The sequence below is a fragment of the Micromonospora humida genome, from assembly GCF_016901255.1.
GTDB lineage: Bacteria > Actinomycetota > Actinomycetes > Mycobacteriales > Micromonosporaceae > Micromonospora > Micromonospora wenchangensis.
Map to the genome: position 1 here is coordinate 258,068 of NZ_JAFEUC010000007.1, position 16,269 is coordinate 274,336.

Sequence of the window (16,269 nt, forward strand, 5' to 3'; positions counted from 1 at the left end):
AGATGGCGGGCAGCCGGGCGGTCACACGGTATTGCGCCGACGCGGTGAAGAGATCGGACCCTTCGTTCCCGCGTTCTCAAGGTCGAGCTGCCCATTCAGCAGGGCCTTGGTGGTCTCGTCGCGCATGCCGGCAAGCTTTCCGAAGCCCAGCACGTAAGGCCTGAGCCTCGACTGCATAGCTGCGAGATCAGCCCGGCATTCTGCGTTTCCCGGCCACTCCTGTTCGGGTCGGTCGTCCGAGCCTTGTTCCCAGGCGTGTAGCTCGGGGTGCCAGCGCGAGAGGAATGGCCCCAGCTCGTTGTTCACCATCGCGAGCGCGAGGTGTTCTACCGACGGTGCCGCACCGACGAGCCGGCTCGGCTGCACCTCGTCGAGGATCTGTCGCGTGAGTAGCACCAACGCGTGCAGCGAAGAGAGTGCCTCACGAAGCCGCCCGGTTTCCGCGGCCAAGGGTCGGATGGCCACCCGGCTGGAAATTTCCTTGAACAGCCGCCAGGCGACCTGCTGCGTGTCGCGGGTGAGCACGAAGTTCAGCTCACTGAGCTGAGGTACGGTCACCTTCACGTCGGTCAAGCGGATGCCGCCGACGCTGTAGGCGTGCACAATCATCGCTGCCACGGCACCTGCTGTGGCTCCGGCGAGGATGAACAGGTTGGGTCCCTTAAGGAGGCTCGCGTAGTAGACGGCTACACCAACAGCCGCACCGAGTGCCAGGCCCGCCAAGACCCTGAGCGGCCAGCTTCGGCGCAACATGCTGTCACTCCATCCCGCTTGACACGGATGTGTCTGCTGTTGTTCTCCAGCGACCCAGCAAGCTATTCCCCAGTGGACACCACATTAGATCATGACGGAGCAAGGTGTTTATCGGTAGCCGGTATACCCTCTCGTCTACGTCGAAGCCCAGCACCGCGACCTCGTGAGGTCGAACAGGTCTACGCTCTCCTGATCGCGGAGTTCGGGCACACGTGCCATCGGGTCGGTTTGGCACCCGCGATGCCTGGCTGCCCTGCATTGCGCTCGTCCCGCTTGTCCGAGACCCCCGATCAGGTCGCGTAGCATGGTCACCACAGTCTGTCTGTCAAGCCCAGTGCCATTGCCACGACTCCGCTCCGGGACCGGAGGTTGCATGCCCTCCACCAGCGCCGCGTCGTACGAGGTGTTCATCAGCTACAACAGCGGTGACGCTGTTGAGGTGGAACAGATCGCCCACACGCTGGTAGATCGGGGCCTCCGGGTGTTCCTGGACCGCTGGTCTCTTGTCCCGGGCGAGCCATGGCAGGAGGAGTTGGAACGCGCGCTTGACGCCAGCGCGGCGTGCGCCGTAATGATCGGATCGGCGGGTCCCGGCGTGTGGCAGAGAGAGGAACTGCGTGCCGCGATCGAAGATCGAGTGCGGCACCCCGAGTACCGAGTTATCCCGGTGTTCCTACCTGGCGTCGCGCCGGTACCCGACAGTCTTCCCCGGTTCTTGCGCCGGTCCCTCGCCTGTACCTTTACCAAGATCGACGACACGGTGGCGTTGTCCCGGTTGATCGCCGGGATACGGGGTGAGCAGCCGGGGCCGACGCCGTCTGGTCGGAGGGCCGATTACGCCATCCCCGGCCGGGGTGAGTCGATGCCACTGCGAACCGCGCTTGGCGTCGAGCGTCTGACCTGGAGCCGCACGGGCGTGCTGCACGAGGCGCGCGAGGCGTACCGGAGGGCTGCGCTCCCGATCTTGCTGCACGGACTTTCAGGCATGGGCAAGACGGTGCTTGCGTGCCACCTCGTCGAGGAACTGTTCGCCGGGGACGGACGGGACCTGCTCGTCGTTCCGGCGGCGCAGTCGTCGGCGGCAGGACTCCAGCAGGCGATTACCCACATCGATGCGTTCCTCGCCGGGCGCGGCGGCCCCGATCGACGTGCTGCCGGGTACCGCGGCCCGCTCAGAGAGTTGCTCCGAGCGCTGCTCGACGAACTGGTGGAGCGGAACGTCGTAGTGGTCTTGGACTCTGTGACACTCGTCGAGCACGGTTGGGAACTTGAGCTCGTGGACCGGCTTGCCGGTGCACCGGGTGTCGTCCTCGTTGTCACCTCGACCCGCCGGCCCGCACCTGGACATCAGCTCCATGCCATTGCCGTCCCGCCGCTCTCAAGGGCCGAGAGCATCGCGTTCATCGGGCACTACGTCACCCTGCACCGAATCGCCCTAGAGCCCGAGTGGATAGTCGGGCGGCTGAACGCCGCACTGCTGTCCAGCCCTATCGCGCTGCGTGCCCTGCTCAGCCGGGCGCAATCCACGTTGACGAGCCTCCTCGTGGTCGAAGCGCCGGTGCTGGCGTGCACCCCGCAGCGGCTGGTTGCCGACCTCATTGCCGACCTGGATCCCGTCGATCGGGAAGCACTCGCGTTTGCCGATGTCGTCACCGGGACGCCGGTAGAACACCTGACCCGGACGGCGGTGAGGATGCCGCATGGCTTCGGGGATTCCGTGCGCCGCCTTGTGGAATGCTGCCTGCTTCATGTAGTGGGCGATGCGCTTGACGTCCCGGATCTCGTTGCAGACGCTCTCGCCCGTACTGACCCGGACCGGCGTGGCGCAGTCGCCACCGTCGTGGTGGCGCAGATCGTCGAGTCGGGCCAAGATCCACGGTGTCCGATGGATGTCGTTGCCTCAGTCTGCGCAACGGTGGCCTCCCGCGCGGCAGCCAATGGCGATTGGCGGTTGGTCGACGCACTTTGTCAGGATGCCCTGCTCGAACGGATCAATGTGCACGGATGCTGGAAGGAGTACCTGCTCCTCCTGAGACTGCTAGTTGAGGCGGCGGATCGAGTTGACTCCCGTCCGGGCCGCATCGACCTGCGGTTTCAACTGCTGCGTAAGCTGGCCCAGACCCATGACCGATCCGGGGCGTGGGACGTACTGCGCGAGGTTGAGATGCTCATCGCCGATTCGGTTTCCGAGCGGCGGGCCGAATTCCTCAGCCATCGCGGGTTCCTGAACCACCTTGAACGCGACGAGGACGCAGCCCTCAGCGACCTGATGGCGAGTCTCAAGTTGCATACCGAGAAGCGGAATCGCAGTGGTCTGTTGATGGTCAACAAACTGCTCGGCAACCATTACCTCGGCCTGCATCGTCACGTGGAGGCGGTTCCGTACTACGAGATCGCGTTGAACCTGGCAGCGGAGCCCGATGACGTCAAACAACGGCTGGAAATCGAAGCGAGCATGGCGATGTGCGAGATGCGCATCGGGGGTCCAGAGAAAGCGGAACGACGGCTGCGCCGGGTGATCGACGAACTGCGCGACCGCGGCTTCGTGTCCGAACTCGGCCGCGCCCTGCTCAACCTGACCGTGGTACTGGAGGCGCAGGGCCGTTGGGCTGAGGCGCGCGCGACAGCCCTGTATGGTGCGCGGGTCGCCGTTCCCAACACGGCGGTCGCGGCTGTTGTGCAGGCTGTGGCGGATCGGCTGGGCAGGCGGGCGCGGGCCGGTGGAACCAACCTGGAGCAGGCATGACCCCGAAAAGGAAGCCCGATCGCTGGCTGAGTGACGACATGCGCCGAAAGGCTCGCGAGGCACTGAAGAAGACACTCTCCCAGCACCTGATTGAGACCGTCTTGGAGACGTTGCCGGATGGGCTCACCCCGGAGACGCTCGACCTGCTCGTCCGATGCGTGACGATCTGGCAGCAGCAGTCGACCACCGAGGTGCGAACTTCCACCCCGCCCGTCCTCGCGCAGGTGGGCACGTCGGAGCCGGAGACGCGGCTGTACGCCGGTTGGGCGCGCGACAGCGGTGACCCAGCGGACCTTGATCGGCTGAGGGCCATGGTCAAGTATCGCGAGGTCTGGCAGCGGTCCGTTGGCATTTACACGCGCGGAACGACAGCGGTGCGGCAGGCGACAGCGCAGATCGATGCCTTCTGGATCACGACCGGTCACGACGTGATCGAGTTGGAGCAATTCATGGCCAGCGTGGATGCTGAATTCCCAGACGTCCTTCCCGGCTAACGGAGTCAGGAGCATGACCGACGACAGCGGCCTAGCAGAACTCCTGCGTTTCGCCCAGCGGACCGTTCCGTACTATCAGAACCGGATCCATGCCGAGCTGCTTGATGAGGCCACCGCAGCGCAGGCTCTGGCTGAACTGCCGGTCCTGACCCGCTCGGAGGTTCGTGCCCAGCGAGGGCGGCTCTGGTCGACCGAGGGCGACACCAGGACCTGGAAGCGGATTCGTACCACTGGAACGACAGGCGAGCCCCTCGAGGTGGTCCTCGACCAGCAGGCGCAGCGACAGGAATTGGCCGTCCTGGCGGCGCATGCAGACGGCCTGCTCGGCTCCACGGCCTGGCGGAGCCGCGATTTGCTGCACCTCGCTATGCACGGTTCGGCGTACTCCCGAAGAGTGCCATCGCCGCTACATCCGCAGTCCCAAGTGGGGAAGTGGAACCTCAGCCGAGTCTGGCGGTTGCCCGAGCGCGAGTTTTATGCTGCGCTCGCCTATCTGGACGGCCAGATTGTCACCGCTACTCCTTCGGTCATGGCGCTGCTCGTCGACCGGATCGGCCGCCTCACGCCACCGGCTCGGGTATCGCCGCTGCTGGTAGTGCTCTCTGGGGAGATCGTCACCACCGATCTGCGCGACGCGGTAGCGGCCCGGCTCAACACCCGGGTGACGTCGATGTACACGCTCGCCGAGGCCGGCGTCGTCGGCATCGGCTGTCCCACTGGCGTCGGGTATCACCTAACCAGCTCGGTCGTGGTGGAGATCGTCGCTGGTGACGGATCGCCGGTCACGTCGGGCACTGTCGGTCGAGTTTTGGTGACACCCCTGGCCAACCGGGCCATGCCGCTCATCCGGTACAACACCGGTGACGAGGGTGTATGGGCGGCTGAGGACTGCGGGTGTGATGGGGCGGGCCGCCTGTTGCGGCTCACGTCCGCCCGCCCGGGCAATATGGTGATCGAGGCTGGCGGGAGCCGGGTGAATACTGTCGACCTGGCCAAGGTATCGGCGCAACTTGAGGTCGACACCGTGCGGATCAGGTCCGACGGTGACGGCCTCGTCGTCGAGTACGTGGCGACGACGCCTATGACGGACACCGCTTGTGCTGTCCTTACCTCCGCAGTCCGCCTCGCGGTCGGGCGGCACATTTCCGTCGACGTCCGCCGGATTCCTCCCTGGTCGCCAGGGGCGGTCGGCTCGTTGGGCGGGCGTGACGGCCAGATCATGCCGTTCACCGTGCCGTCAGTCCTGGCACCGGACCCAGTCGTGCGTTGGCTGCGCGACGAACTCGCCGACACGCAGGACCTGTTGGCCGCCTGCCTCACCGGGTCTGCCCTCGATCCCGCGGCGACAAGCCGGTTCAGCGATCTTGACCTGACCCTAGTGGTTGGATCAGATCCTGTGGCCACCCGATGGAGAGCCCTCGCCACGGGTCTGCATGAGCGGCTGCCGACCCTACGCGTCAACGTCAGTACCCCGGCAGATCTCGCCGACTCCGCCCTCGTTACCGCTCGTCTGCTAGCCGAGAACCGACCTGTCATCGGAGACCTTGCCAGGTGTGGGATCCACTTTCCCACGGTCGGTGCAGCTTCCGCCGAGGCGCGTCTCTGGGCGCAGACCGCCCGCGCGGTGCTGTGGACCCGGGCGACGGACCCCGCCCCACCGGGCTCGGATGTTCTTCGGGAGGCCTGGCTCGCCACCAAGTACACCCTGGATGCGTTGCGTTACTTTGCCCTGGCCGCTGGACAACGCACGACCGGGGCGCTGACGGTTCTCGCCGCAGCGCGAACATGGCATGTGCCCGACTACCCGACCCTCGTGGAGGCAGCCGAGGTGGCGCGTGAACATCGACCACCCCCAGCCGACAGCGCAGTCTGCGGCCGCCGTTACCTCGAGGCGGCACTCGCTGTGGTCGAGTGGCTGGTCTGCTCGTTGCGCCATCCCCCCAGCGAACTATCTTAGTGCTCCGGTGGGCGGGTCGCTGGAGGTTGACGCCGAACGGTGTGCGTACTTTGTACTTTGTACGTTCGAATGTGAAGAGCCATTCCTGGCGTACCCCAGTGTGAACCGGCTCTTCGGCCGTGGTTCACCTGAGCCGGCGATGCCCAGCCCGGCTGGCTGAGCTGCTTGGACTGGACAGCTCGTCACATGGGGGCGCCACCGTTGTCGGAATCGGCCCGGCCGTACCACAGTGAACTGGCGAGACGGCCGGGCCGATCGGTCGACTCAGCGCTGTCCGAAGACCTTCCGGTACGTGCCGAGGCGCAGCAGCACGGTCTCCCCGGTGGCGTCGAGCACGCCGTCGTTGTCGGTGATCGCGTAGACCTGGCCGTCACCGCCGACGGTCAGCCCCTCCAACTTCTCCTGGGTCCAGCCGTTGGTGGCCTGCAGCGCCGGCAGCACGTCGACGGCGAGGGTCTTGGGCAGCACCGTCAGCGGGCCGGCGGCGGTCGGGCCGGTCGGCAGCGGCACCGTGTAGATCCGCTTGACGGCGGCGGCCGGGCCGTTGAGCTTGTCCCGTTCGATGACGGCGAGCCGGTCACCGACCACGGTGATCTCGGAGAGCCCGATCCAGTCACCGGGGACGGTGGTGCCCTCCAGCCGATAGCCGAACCAGCTCCAACTGTCGGCCGTCACGTCGTACCGGCCGATCCGGACGATGCCGGCCGGGTCGGTGGCGACCTCCCGCTGGAGCACCGCCCAGACGATCTCCCGGCCGTCGCGGCCGGTGCTCGCGGTGACCCCTTCGAAGCCCTGCTTGCCCAGCCCGGCGGCGACCTGGGCCGGCAGCGGCACGGTCTGCTCGGTACGCCCGTTGCCGTTCAGCCGGATCAGCCTGTTCTCACTGCCCTGCGCGCCCTCGACGGCCAGCCAGAAGCCGCCCTGCGGCCGGGCGAAGATCCCCTCCGCGTCGTACCCGACGGGGGTGCCGGCGGCGTCGGTCACGGTGGTCGCGTCGGCGACCACGGCCGGCGAGTGTCGGGTGTCGACGGTCAGGATCCGGGTCGGCGTGTACGCGGCGTCGGTGACGCTGTAGAGCTGCTGCGGCTGGCCCGGTACGGCGGACAGCGCGCCCAGCGCCCCCCAGCCGATCGGCGCGCCCGAGGCGTCGTCGGCCGAGACGATGCTCGGGAAGCCCGTCCTGTCCGCACCCAGCCGGTAGAGCGACACCGAGGCGCGGACACCCACCGAGGCGTCGTCGGTCTCGCTGGACACCGCGAGCAGGTCACGGGAGGGGATGGGGAGCAGCCCCTCCGGGCCGTTGGTGGTGGGCAGCACCTGGCGCAGCACCGGGGCGGTGGGCCGGGTGAGGTCGTAGACCGCGACGAAGTTGCTCCGTTCCGACCCGACGAATGCGTACCGCACGCCGTGGTACTCGGCGACGGCCACGCCCTCCGGCTCGGTGCCCTTCTTCGCGGCCCGGTCGTTGTTGTGCAGGCCGTAGCGGACCGCGAGGCGCTCGAAGGTGTTGCCGGCGTCCCAGGCCACCTGGCCGGTCCGGCTGTCGAAGACCGACCAGCCCCGGGTGCCGCCCCGCCAGTCACCCTCGTTGGCCGTGGCCAGGTAGCGGTCGTTGATCCAGGCCACCGCGTCGGGTTCCCGGGGAACGTCGGTGATCGAGCCGGTCAGCTCGATCCGGCCGTCCTTGCCCGTGTCGATGCCGCTGACCGAGGCGGTGCCGGCGCTGAACGCCCGGGTGATCCGGCCGGTGGGCACGTCCACCAGCACGACGCCGTTGTTCTCCTGGAGGGTGACCGCGAGCTGGTTCCGCCCGTTGATCGAGACGTACTCGGGTTCCGGATCGGTGGGCTCGGTGATCCCGGCGGCGGCCAGCATCGGCAACGCCCGGCCGTCGGGCGCGGTCAGTGCGACGGTACGCAGCTTCCACCGCTGCGGCGTCGTCTTCCCGTCGAGGTCGATGAGCTGGACGAAACCGGCGGGCGCCTGCGGCAGGTCACCCTTCCTGCCGCCGGGCGGGGTGGCGTCCTCGTCCCGCTCGTTCTCGATGGCGATCGCCGCGTACCGCTCGTCGTGGCTGATCGCGATGGAATCGGGCTGCCCGCCGAGGTCGATGCTGCGCACCCGCTGCCGGGTGGCCAGTTCGATCACGTCGAGGCGGCCGGAGGGGGCGGTGTAGCTGGCGCTGGTGTTCACCACGACCAGCACGTACCGGCCGACGACCGCCACCGAGGTCGGCTCGTCCTCGGCGTCGCCGAGCTGCGCCAGGGAGAGGGTGCCGAGACCGCGCGGCTGGTCCGGCCGGCCGATGTCGAGGAAGCCGATCCGCCGGGCCGCCGCGTCGGTGTAGACCAGGGTACGGCCGTTCGGGCTGACCGCAGAGATCTCGGCCACCGTCGCGGTGGCCGGGTCCTCGCCGGCCGGCCGGTTCTGGAACACCGGGTAGGTGGCGGTGCGGTCGAAGGTGAGCTTCCGGTCCGGGTAACCCTGGCTGGCCGCCGTACTGCCCGGGGCGGTGTGGTCCGGCGCGGCGACCGCACTGCCCGGGGCGGTCAGGGTGGCTAGTGCCAGGCCGGCCACCACTGTCGAGGCGAACACTCTTGTCGCTGTCACTGCTCCTCCGAACGTTTCGATTCGGACGGAGGCTGGCAGGCGTGACCGAGCGCAGGTCGACCAGCGGGTTAACGGCCGGCGACGGGCCGGCGGTGAGCTGGCTCGCCGGCCTCGTCGTTTCGGTCCCTCTTGCCTGGTCGAAGGGGTGGCCGGGTGGCCCGACCCGGTCATCGCACGACGACGGCCGACCCGGTCAGCGCTCGATGACGACGCCGTTCGCGTCGATGCCGTGGTCCCGCCAGTAGACGTCCCACTCGTCGTCGACGTGCTGCGGGACCTTGCCCTGCGGGTACCGGACGTACGGCGCGGTCGGCTCCTGGCCGTCGGGGAAGCAGGCGCTGCCGCCCTGTCCACCCACCGCGATCGCCGGGTACTCGCCATCGCTGCAGATGCTCTCCCGGTAGCCGCAGCCGCTGGTCAACAGCAGGCCGCCCAGGCCCACCCCGGCAAGAACGATCATGATCCGCGTACGCATGGGTCGAGTCTCGTGGCGACGGGCGGCGCTGTCATGCGCACGCGTACTCAACTCTTCCCGGCTCGGTAGGGTGGGACGTTCCGTCCGGACAGGAGGACCGATGGTTGCCCACCTCGCCGTCACCACGTCGACCGACCTGCCTGAGCAGGCAGAACAGCCACTGCTGACCTACTGCGACGACGCAACCGGGGAGCGGACGGAGCTGACCGCGAAGCAGCTCGGTGACTGGGCGGCGCGCACCGCCGGCCTGCTGCGTGACGGGTGCGGGCTCGGGCCGGGCAGCCGGGTCGCGGTGCTGCTGCCGCCACACTGGCGTACCGCTGCGGTGTTGCTCGGGGCCTGGTCGGTGGGGATGGCGGTGTCGTTCCGGACGCGCGCCACCGCCGGGTTGCCGGTCCTCGAACCGGGCGGCGAGCGGCCGTACGACGCGGTCTTCGTCACCCCGGAACGCCTCGACGACTGGCTGGAGGACGTGCCCGACGGGGTGCACCGTTACCTCGTCGGCACCGCCCCCGGGCCGCTGACCGACGTGCCGGTGGGCTGGCTGGACTGGTCCGCCGAGGTGCTGCGGCACACCGACACCCCGCCCGACTACGCCGCCGTCCACCCGGCCGCCCCGGCCACCCCCGACGGCACGAGCTACGCCGTTTGGGGGCGCCTGGCGAAGGAGGTCGCCGCCCAACTCGACCTGCGCCCCGGCGACCGGCTGCTGGTCGACGCCGCCGAACACGAACAACCGGTGAAGTGGCTGCTGGCCCCGCTGGCGGCCGGCGCCTCCGTGGTCGTCTGCGCCAACCTCGACCCCGCCACCCGCCCCACCCGCCTCACCACCGAACACGCCACCCACACCCTCTGACCCACCCCGCCTCACCCTGCTGGGCGTGCGCGTGGTGATCAAGAGGTTCGCGTCAGTCTTGATCTTCAAGTTGACGCAAACCTCTTGATCACCGGGCCGGGTTGGGGCCGGGTGGGGGTGGCTGGGTGGCTGGGTGGGTTGTGATCAACTCAAGGGGGCTGGTGTAGCGGTATCGGGTTGAGTTCGATGGCGCTGCATCGGCTCCCCTGAGTGGATCATGATGGCGTGCCGGGCGGTGGGGTCAGCAGGTGGTGTTGCCGGCGGGGACCCAGCCGTCCAGGGACGGGTCCTCCGCACCGTGGCCGTAGATCCAGGTGTCGTTGTCCTCGGACCAGCCCTGCCCGTGCCAGCGGAACCCACGACCGGCGGTCAGGGTGCGCAGCACCTGGCCGTGCGGTGCCGTGCGCAGCCAGGTGTTCTGGGTGAGGTTGCAGAGGAAGCCGGGCGCATCGCTGGCCGAGGCCGGTGCGGCGGCCACGGCGGTGCCCGGGACGGCGACGACCGCGATCGTCAGGACGTGCAGAATTCGGCGCTTCACTCTGGTTCCCTTCGACGTGCCGGCATCGACGGTCGACCGTCGACTGTGGACAGATTAGCCGTCGCGGGGGAGCTGCGCCGGTCGGGCGGCAACGAGAGCAGCCCGGCCGACGGGAATACGGCGGTGCCGGTCAGTCGACCGTGGGCAGCTTCGGGCCGAGGACGTCGTCGGCGTCGACGATCGTGTACGCGTACCCCTGCTCGGCGAGGAAGCGCTGCCGGTGGGCCGCGTACTCGGTGTCGATGGTGTCCCGGGAGACCACCGTGTAGAAGTGCGCCTGCCGGCCGTCGGCCTTCGGCCGGAGCACCCGGCCCAACCGCTGCGCCTCCTCCTGCCGGGAGCCGAACGTGCCGGACACCTGGATCGCCACCGCCGCCTCGGGCAGGTCGATGGAGAAGTTGCCCACCTTGGAGATGACCAGCGTGCGCAGCTCACCCGAGCGGAACGCGTCGAACAGCCGCTCGCGCTCCTTGTTGGTGGTGGAACCCTGGATGATCGGCGCGTCCAGGTACTCCCCGAGCTGGTGCAACTGGTCGATGTACGCCCCGATCACGAGCACCTGGTCGTCGGGGTGCCGCTGCACGAGGGCGCGGACCACCGGCAGCTTGGTGCGGGCGGTCGCCGCCATCCGGTAACGCTCCTCGGCCTCCGCCGTCGCGTACGACATCCGCTCCGCGTCGGTCAGGGTGACCCGGACCTCGGTGCACTCGGCCGGGGCGATCCAGCCCTGCGACTCGATGTCCTTCCACGGCGCGTCGTACCGCTTGGGGCCGATCAGGCTGAACACGTCACCCTCCCGGCCGTCCTCGCGGACCAGGGTCGCGGTCAGGCCCAGCCGGCGGCGGGCCTGCAGGTCGGCGGTGAACCGGAAGATCGGCGCGGGCAGCAGGTGCACCTCGTCGTAGACGACCAGACCCCAGTCGCGGGCGCCGAACAGGTCCAGGTGGGTGAACGCGCCGCCGCGCCGCGAGGTGAGCACCTGGTACGTGGCGATGGTGACCGGACGGATCTCCTTGCGCTCGCCCGAGTATTCCCCGATCTCCTCCTCGGTGAGCGAGGTGCGGGCGATCAGCTCCCGCTTCCACTGCCGGCCGGCGACCGTGTTGGTGACCAGGATCAGCGTGGTCGCCTTCGCCTCGGCCATCGCCGCCGCGCCGACCATGGTCTTGCCCGCCCCGCAGGGCAGCACCACCACCCCGGACCCGCCGGCCCAGAACGCCTCCACCGCCTCCCGCTGGTACGACCGCAGCGTCCACGGCTTGCCGCCGTCCTTGCCGGCCTCGGTCAGCTCGATCGGGTGCGCCTCCCCGTCGACGTACCCGGCCAGGTCCTCCGCCGGCCAGCCCAGCTTGAGCAGCGCCTGCTTCAGTCGACCCCGCTCGGACGGGTGCACCCGGATCGTGTCGTCGTCGATCTTGTCACCGAGCATCCCGGCGAGCTTCTTGCTCTTGGCGACCTCGATCAGCACCATCCGGTCCAGCCCGCGCAGCACCAGCCCGTACGCCGGGTCGTTGGCGAGCTGGAGCCGGCCATACCGGTCCATCGTGTCGGCCACGTCCACCAGCAGGGCGTGCGGCACCGGGTAGCGGGAGAACTTCAGCAGCGCGTCGACCACGGCCTCGGCGTCGTGCCCGGCGGCGCGGGCGTTCCACAGCCCCAGCGGGGTGAGCCGGTAGGTGTGCACGTGCTCCGGGGAACGCTCCAGCTCGGCGAAGGGCGCGATCGCCATCCGGCAGGACTGCGCGTCCGGGTGGTCGATCTCCAGCAGCAGCGTCTTGTCGGACTGCACGATCAGTGGTCCACCGCTCACGCCAGGTCCCCCTCCTCGGCCGGATTCCCCGACCGGCGGCGAATCCCGCCGCAGGCCGACCATCCAGTGTTGCACGGGGGTGGGAGACTGCCAGAAAATCTTCGCAATGGGTGCAACGTTTCCCGGGGGACACACGTCTACCAGTGGGACGACCGATCCGGGGAGGCACACTATGCAGGTCCGCCACAGAGCCCGGGTCGTCGCCCTGGCCATGGTCATGCTGGTCGGCGCCGGTGGGTGTGCGTCCGTGCCGCAGGCCGATCCGGGTGGCACTGGAGGAGGGCTCGCCCCGGTCGGCAGTGCGGAACAGGTAACGGGGGCGGGTGCCTCCTCCCTGCCCGACCAGCTGACCGGGTCCGACACGAAGCCCCGGCACCGGGAGAAGCCGCAGCCGAAGGTCCGCGCCAGCAAGACCCCGAAGGCGTCGACCGGGCGTCGCCCGCGCGTCCCGCAGAAGTCCAACCAGACCCGCTGCCAGGTGGGCGAGCACCAGCGTGAGGTGGAGACGTACCTGGCCCGGCTGGGCGGGTTCGGCACGGTCACCGTGGACGGCCGGCAGACCGACGCCGACTGCGCCGCGATCAAGAAGTTCCAGCAGCGGTACGACATCCGCCCCGCCGAGGGGCGCGCCGGCCCGTTGACGCTCGACGTGGCGAAGCGACTGGCCACCACCGACGTCAAGCGCTGCTCCGCCGGCTCCGGCACCACCTTCTGCGTCGACCTGACCCGGCAGACCACCTGGGTGATGCGCGACGGCAAGGTGGTCGCCAAGCCCACCGTCACCCGGACCGGGATGGCCGGTTACGCCACCCCCGCCGGCACGTACAAGGTGAACCTGCGCAACCTGAAGGAGTGGTCCAACCCGTACGAGGTGTGGCTGCCCTACTGGCAGCGCTTCAACGGCGGGATCGGCTTCCACGAGACCACCACCTACCTGCACAACGCGGGCATCGGCTCGCACGGCTGCGTCAACCTGCTGCATGCCGACGCGGTGCGCTGGTGGGAGCTGGGCAAGGTCGGCTCCCGGGTGGTCCTGGTCGGTCGTCGCCCTGGCACCTGAGCCTTCCGTTTACCCGGCCCGTCTCGTCTCCGGCCCCTCGGTAGTTGTCCGTAGGGGCCGGATCGGGGGTATTTCCCCCTGTCCGTCCTGGCGACCGGGTGCCACCCTGGAAGCCGGGGGCCGGACGGGGTGGGAGGGCTGGGATGAGCGTCGACCACGAGATGATCGCCGAGGACGCGGCGAACGGCGAGCAGGTGACACCGACCGACGAGGTGTCCACGGCCACCATGGTCGGGTACGCCGTCGCCGGGATCGCCGTCGTCGGCTGGTTCCTCTTCGGATGGCTGGTGCAGCGGCAGGGCTTCATCGACTCGGTCGGTGAGGCCGCCGGCACCGGCTTCGCCCTGCTGCTCATCGTCTCCGTCGTCGGCACCGTCCGCCGCAGCCGCCGCTGAGCGACAGCGGAGGACGTCGCCGCCGGGCGGTCAGTTCTCCCGGACGGCCGCGGTGATCCGGTGCAGGGCGAAGGTGTGCAGCATCTCGGTCCGCTCGTCCTCGGCACGCAGGTAACCCGCGCCGATCGACACCGGCCGCAGCAGCCGGGACAGCGTCGCCCCGTGGGCGTCGACGTAGCCGACCCAGACCAGCGCCTTGTCCCGGACCGCCTGCTGGAGCACCGCCAGGGCCTCGGCGTGACCGTGCGCGGGCATCGGGCCGGCCGCCGCGCGGGCCGCACCGCCGCGTACCACCGCCGGGGCCCGCCGCGCCGCCCGCGCCGCCGCCTCGCCCCGCCGGATCTGCTCCACCACACCCAACAGCCGGGGCAGCGCCAACCGGGGCGTGGCCAGCGGGTCCACCGCCCGACCGGTCAGCACCCGGGCCGGGGCCCGTCGCACCCGGGGCCGGGCCAGCACCGTCGTGCCGGTGGCGTCCTCCGGCACCGGGGCGTAGCCGGCGTCACGCAGCGCGGTCAGCATCCGCCCCACCTGGTACGGGGTGCACAGCACCGTCGGGGCCAGCCGGCGGAACGTCAACGCCGTCAGCCGCCGGTCGGCCAGCACCTCCGCGAGCAGCGCCTCGTCATCGCTGCGCACGTACCCGCCGGCGGAGCCGACCCGCAGCCCACCGTGCTGCCGGGCCACGTCGTCCACCAGATAGGTCAACCCCTGCGGGATCGGGGTGCGCGACCGCCGCCGGAACAGATCGTGCAGGTCGTCGGCCGTATAGCCGGAATCCAGGGCCCGTCGGACGCTGGCCGTGGTGACCCGGTGCACGCTGGCCCCACCCGCCGACTCCGGCTCGGTCACCGTCTCCAGTTCGGCGGCGAGCATCGGGTCGGGGGGGCCGGGCACCACCACGCTCAGGTCGGCCTGCACCAGGAAGTGGTCGACCGGTGCGGGAAGCAGGGCGTCCAGCGCCCGGACGGTGCCCGACGGGTCACCGCTGTCGACGTCGGAGCGCAACCCCAGCGGGTCGTCCCCGCCCCGCTCGTCGGTGTCCGTCACGTCGGCGAGCAGCAGCCGCCCGTACGAGGTGAGCGCGCCGAGGCCGGTCACCCCCAGCCGGGCCGCCTCGGTCAGCACCTCCCGGTGCGCGGCCTCCCGCCCCCGACTGCGCCGGGGGGCCCGCCAGTCGAGCAGCGCCAGCACCTCCTCGGCGGTGGGGGCGGTGGCCGGTTCCAGCTCGGCCAGCACCCCGAGCACCGCCCGACGGGCGGCCGGCGCACCGGCCCGCTCCGCCTCGGCGGAGAGCACAGTGACCGGTCGGTCCCGGTCGTCGCGCTGCCCCACCAGACCGGCCTGCCGGCTCATCGTCAACCACGCGCGGGCCAGCTGCTCCCAGCGGTGGGCCAGCGACACCGCCCGCCACACCTCGTACGCCCCGGTGGGCAGCACCTGCTGTTCGCCGCCGTACCGGCTCGCGGCGGCGGGGAGGTCCAGCTCGCCGAGGAGACCTGCCGCGTACGCCACCTCGACCAGCAGCGCGGTCGTCGACTCGTCCAGGGCCACCGTGCGGGCAAGCCGGCGCAGGTCGCGTACCCCGATCCCGCCGGAACGCAGCACCGGCGCCGGCTCGGCGGTCAGCGCCTCCAGCAGCGCCTCGGTGTGCCGTACCACCTCCATGGTCTGTCCGACCCCGGCGGAGTCGACGGCCTTGGCTTCCCGCGGCGGCGCCGCGACCGGCGGCGGGTCGATCCGCAGCGGTCCGAGCGGGCCGGTGTCCCGGCGCAGCAGCAGCCCCACCTCGCGGGGCAGCTCGACCGTCCCGGCGGAGACCGCCACCAGCAGCCGGGCCTCGACCAGCCAGCGCACCGGCGACCCGGTCGGGGCGCCACCGTTGGTCGGGTCGGGCGGCACGTCGTCCTCCGCGCCGAGCGCCGGCGCCTGCAGCGATCCGGGCGGCACGCTGCCGACCGGTGGACCGGCGGCGAGCCGGTCCAGGATCGCCCGCGCCGACGGGGGCGCGGCGAGCAGCGTCCGGCGCAGTTTCGCGGCGTCCGCGCAGAGCGCCGCCGCCCGCAGGTCCAGCTCCTCCGCCGGCCGACCCAGCCCCGCCGGGTACGGGGCCAGCTCGTCCACGCTGCCGGTGACCCGCAGCGCCTGCTCCGGGCCGTACAGCAGGAACCGGGCGCGGAGCCGGTCGACCGCGCCACGGACCGTGGCCGGGGCGGGCGGGTGCGGCCCGGCGGCGGCCAGGGCGAGGACCGCCTCGGTGGAGGTGGTGCCCTCCGACTGGTCCCGGGTGAGCCGGGCAGCGTCGAGGATCTGGAGGGTGAACTGGTCCAGCCCGTCGAGCGCGCGGGCGACCGACACCCGCGACTCGGCCCGCAGGGCGAGCGCGGAGACGTCGGCCGGCACCGGCACGACGAGGTCGGGCCGCAGTTGGAGCAGCGCGGCGAGAGCCTCGTCGGGCAGCGCGCGCAGCTGGTCGGCGAGTGAGGTGGTCATCGTCGTTCCACGCTAGCCCGAGGGCGCCCGATCGCGCCGCCCGGACGTCCGGCTCGGGCGACCTGTCCGGGTACCTTCGCAG

The 16,269-nt window shown here is 70.4% G+C and carries 12 protein-coding genes; 6 read left to right on the top strand and 6 right to left on the bottom strand.

Annotated elements, in window-relative coordinates; all coding sequences use genetic code 11:
* Positions 1 to 21: 21 nt before the first annotated feature.
* Positions 22 to 753, bottom strand: coding sequence for a hypothetical protein (locus tag JQX11_RS16575; RefSeq protein WP_204925844.1), 732 nt, complete (start codon positions 751 to 753; stop codon positions 22 to 24).
* Positions 754 to 1,126: 373 nt separating this feature from the next.
* Between JQX11_RS16575 and JQX11_RS16580 the strand changes: the two genes are divergently transcribed.
* The 3 genes from JQX11_RS16580 to JQX11_RS16590 are packed head-to-tail and all read left to right on the top strand — an operon-like array spanning position 1,127 to position 5,950.
* Complete coding sequence (locus tag JQX11_RS16580; RefSeq protein ID WP_204925845.1) at positions 1,127 to 3,499, top strand: TIR domain-containing protein; 2,373 nt, start codon at positions 1,127 to 1,129, stop codon at positions 3,497 to 3,499.
* On the top strand, positions 3,496 to 3,993 hold the full coding sequence (locus JQX11_RS16585; RefSeq protein WP_204925846.1) for a hypothetical protein: 498 nt from the start codon (positions 3,496 to 3,498) through the stop codon (positions 3,991 to 3,993). Before JQX11_RS16580 ends, JQX11_RS16585 begins: the two co-directional genes overlap by 4 nt.
* Positions 3,994 to 4,006: 13 nt before the next feature.
* Positions 4,007 to 5,950, top strand: coding sequence for a phenylacetate--CoA ligase family protein (locus JQX11_RS16590; protein WP_204925847.1), 1,944 nt, complete (start codon positions 4,007 to 4,009; stop codon positions 5,948 to 5,950).
* Between the two features lie 264 nt (positions 5,951 to 6,214).
* Here the strand turns inward: JQX11_RS16590 and JQX11_RS16595 are convergent, their stop codons facing one another.
* Both JQX11_RS16595 and JQX11_RS16600 read right to left on the bottom strand, forming a co-directional pair.
* The gene (locus JQX11_RS16595; RefSeq protein ID WP_307826214.1) at positions 6,215 to 8,560 is read right to left on the bottom strand and encodes an esterase-like activity of phytase family protein; all 2,346 of its coding nucleotides are present in this window, start codon (positions 8,558 to 8,560) and stop codon (positions 6,215 to 6,217) included.
* A gap of 193 nt (positions 8,561 to 8,753) precedes the next feature.
* Positions 8,754 to 9,035 (bottom strand): SCO0607 family lipoprotein, encoded by a 282-nt coding sequence (locus JQX11_RS16600; protein WP_204925848.1) that lies wholly within the window; start codon positions 9,033 to 9,035, stop codon positions 8,754 to 8,756.
* A gap of 100 nt (positions 9,036 to 9,135) precedes the next feature.
* Between JQX11_RS16600 and JQX11_RS16605 the strand changes: the two genes are divergently transcribed.
* Positions 9,136 to 9,891 carry a TIGR03089 family protein gene (locus tag JQX11_RS16605; protein WP_204925849.1) on the top strand — a complete coding sequence of 252 codons (756 nt, stop codon included), beginning with the start codon at positions 9,136 to 9,138 and terminating at the stop codon, positions 9,889 to 9,891.
* Positions 9,892 to 10,132: 241 nt separating this feature from the next.
* Here JQX11_RS16605 and JQX11_RS16610 read toward each other — a convergent pair whose 3' ends face one another.
* Positions 10,133 to 10,429: a hypothetical protein gene (locus JQX11_RS16610; RefSeq protein WP_204925850.1), complete on the bottom strand. Its 297-nt coding sequence runs from the start codon at positions 10,427 to 10,429 to the stop codon at positions 10,133 to 10,135.
* A 130-nt stretch (positions 10,430 to 10,559) separates the two neighbouring features.
* A complete protein-coding gene (locus JQX11_RS16615) occupies positions 10,560 to 12,239 on the bottom strand; it encodes a DNA repair helicase XPB (RefSeq protein WP_204925851.1) in 1,680 nt (559 codons plus the stop codon).
* Between the two features lie 172 nt (positions 12,240 to 12,411).
* Here JQX11_RS16615 and JQX11_RS16620 point away from each other — a divergent pair, with 172 nt between their 5' ends.
* Together JQX11_RS16620 and JQX11_RS16625 are read left to right on the top strand one after the other, a co-directional pair.
* A complete protein-coding gene (locus JQX11_RS16620) occupies positions 12,412 to 13,299 on the top strand; it encodes a L,D-transpeptidase family protein (protein ID WP_204925852.1) in 888 nt (295 codons plus the stop codon).
* A gap of 161 nt (positions 13,300 to 13,460) precedes the next feature.
* Positions 13,461 to 13,694 carry a hypothetical protein gene (locus tag JQX11_RS16625; protein ID WP_372444601.1) on the top strand — a complete coding sequence of 78 codons (234 nt, stop codon included), beginning with the start codon at positions 13,461 to 13,463 and terminating at the stop codon, positions 13,692 to 13,694.
* Between the two features lie 30 nt (positions 13,695 to 13,724).
* Here the strand turns inward: JQX11_RS16625 and JQX11_RS16630 are convergent, their stop codons facing one another.
* Positions 13,725 to 16,187 carry a helicase-associated domain-containing protein gene (locus tag JQX11_RS16630; RefSeq protein WP_204925854.1) on the bottom strand — a complete coding sequence of 821 codons (2,463 nt, stop codon included), beginning with the start codon at positions 16,185 to 16,187 and terminating at the stop codon, positions 13,725 to 13,727.
* Positions 16,188 to 16,269 lie beyond the last annotated feature (82 nt).

Coding starts and splice junctions, on each gene's coding strand:
- JQX11_RS16580 (WP_204925845.1), top strand. CDS start 1,127: ATGCCCTCCACCAGCGCCGCGTCGTACGAGGTGTTCATCAGCTACAAC.
- JQX11_RS16590 (WP_204925847.1), top strand. CDS start 4,007: ATGACCGACGACAGCGGCCTAGCAGAACTCCTGCGTTTCGCCCAGCGG.
- JQX11_RS16620 (WP_204925852.1), top strand. CDS start 12,412: ATGCAGGTCCGCCACAGAGCCCGGGTCGTCGCCCTGGCCATGGTCATG.
- JQX11_RS16600 (WP_204925848.1), bottom strand. CDS start 9,035: ATGCGTACGCGGATCATGATCGTTCTTGCCGGGGTGGGCCTGGGCGGC.
- JQX11_RS16585 (WP_204925846.1), top strand. CDS start 3,496: ATGACCCCGAAAAGGAAGCCCGATCGCTGGCTGAGTGACGACATGCGC.
- JQX11_RS16630 (WP_204925854.1), bottom strand. CDS start 16,187: ATGACCACCTCACTCGCCGACCAGCTGCGCGCGCTGCCCGACGAGGCT.
- JQX11_RS16605 (WP_204925849.1), top strand. CDS start 9,136: ATGGTTGCCCACCTCGCCGTCACCACGTCGACCGACCTGCCTGAGCAG.
- JQX11_RS16625 (WP_372444601.1), top strand. CDS start 13,461: ATGATCGCCGAGGACGCGGCGAACGGCGAGCAGGTGACACCGACCGAC.
- JQX11_RS16575 (WP_204925844.1), bottom strand. CDS start 753: ATGTTGCGCCGAAGCTGGCCGCTCAGGGTCTTGGCGGGCCTGGCACTC.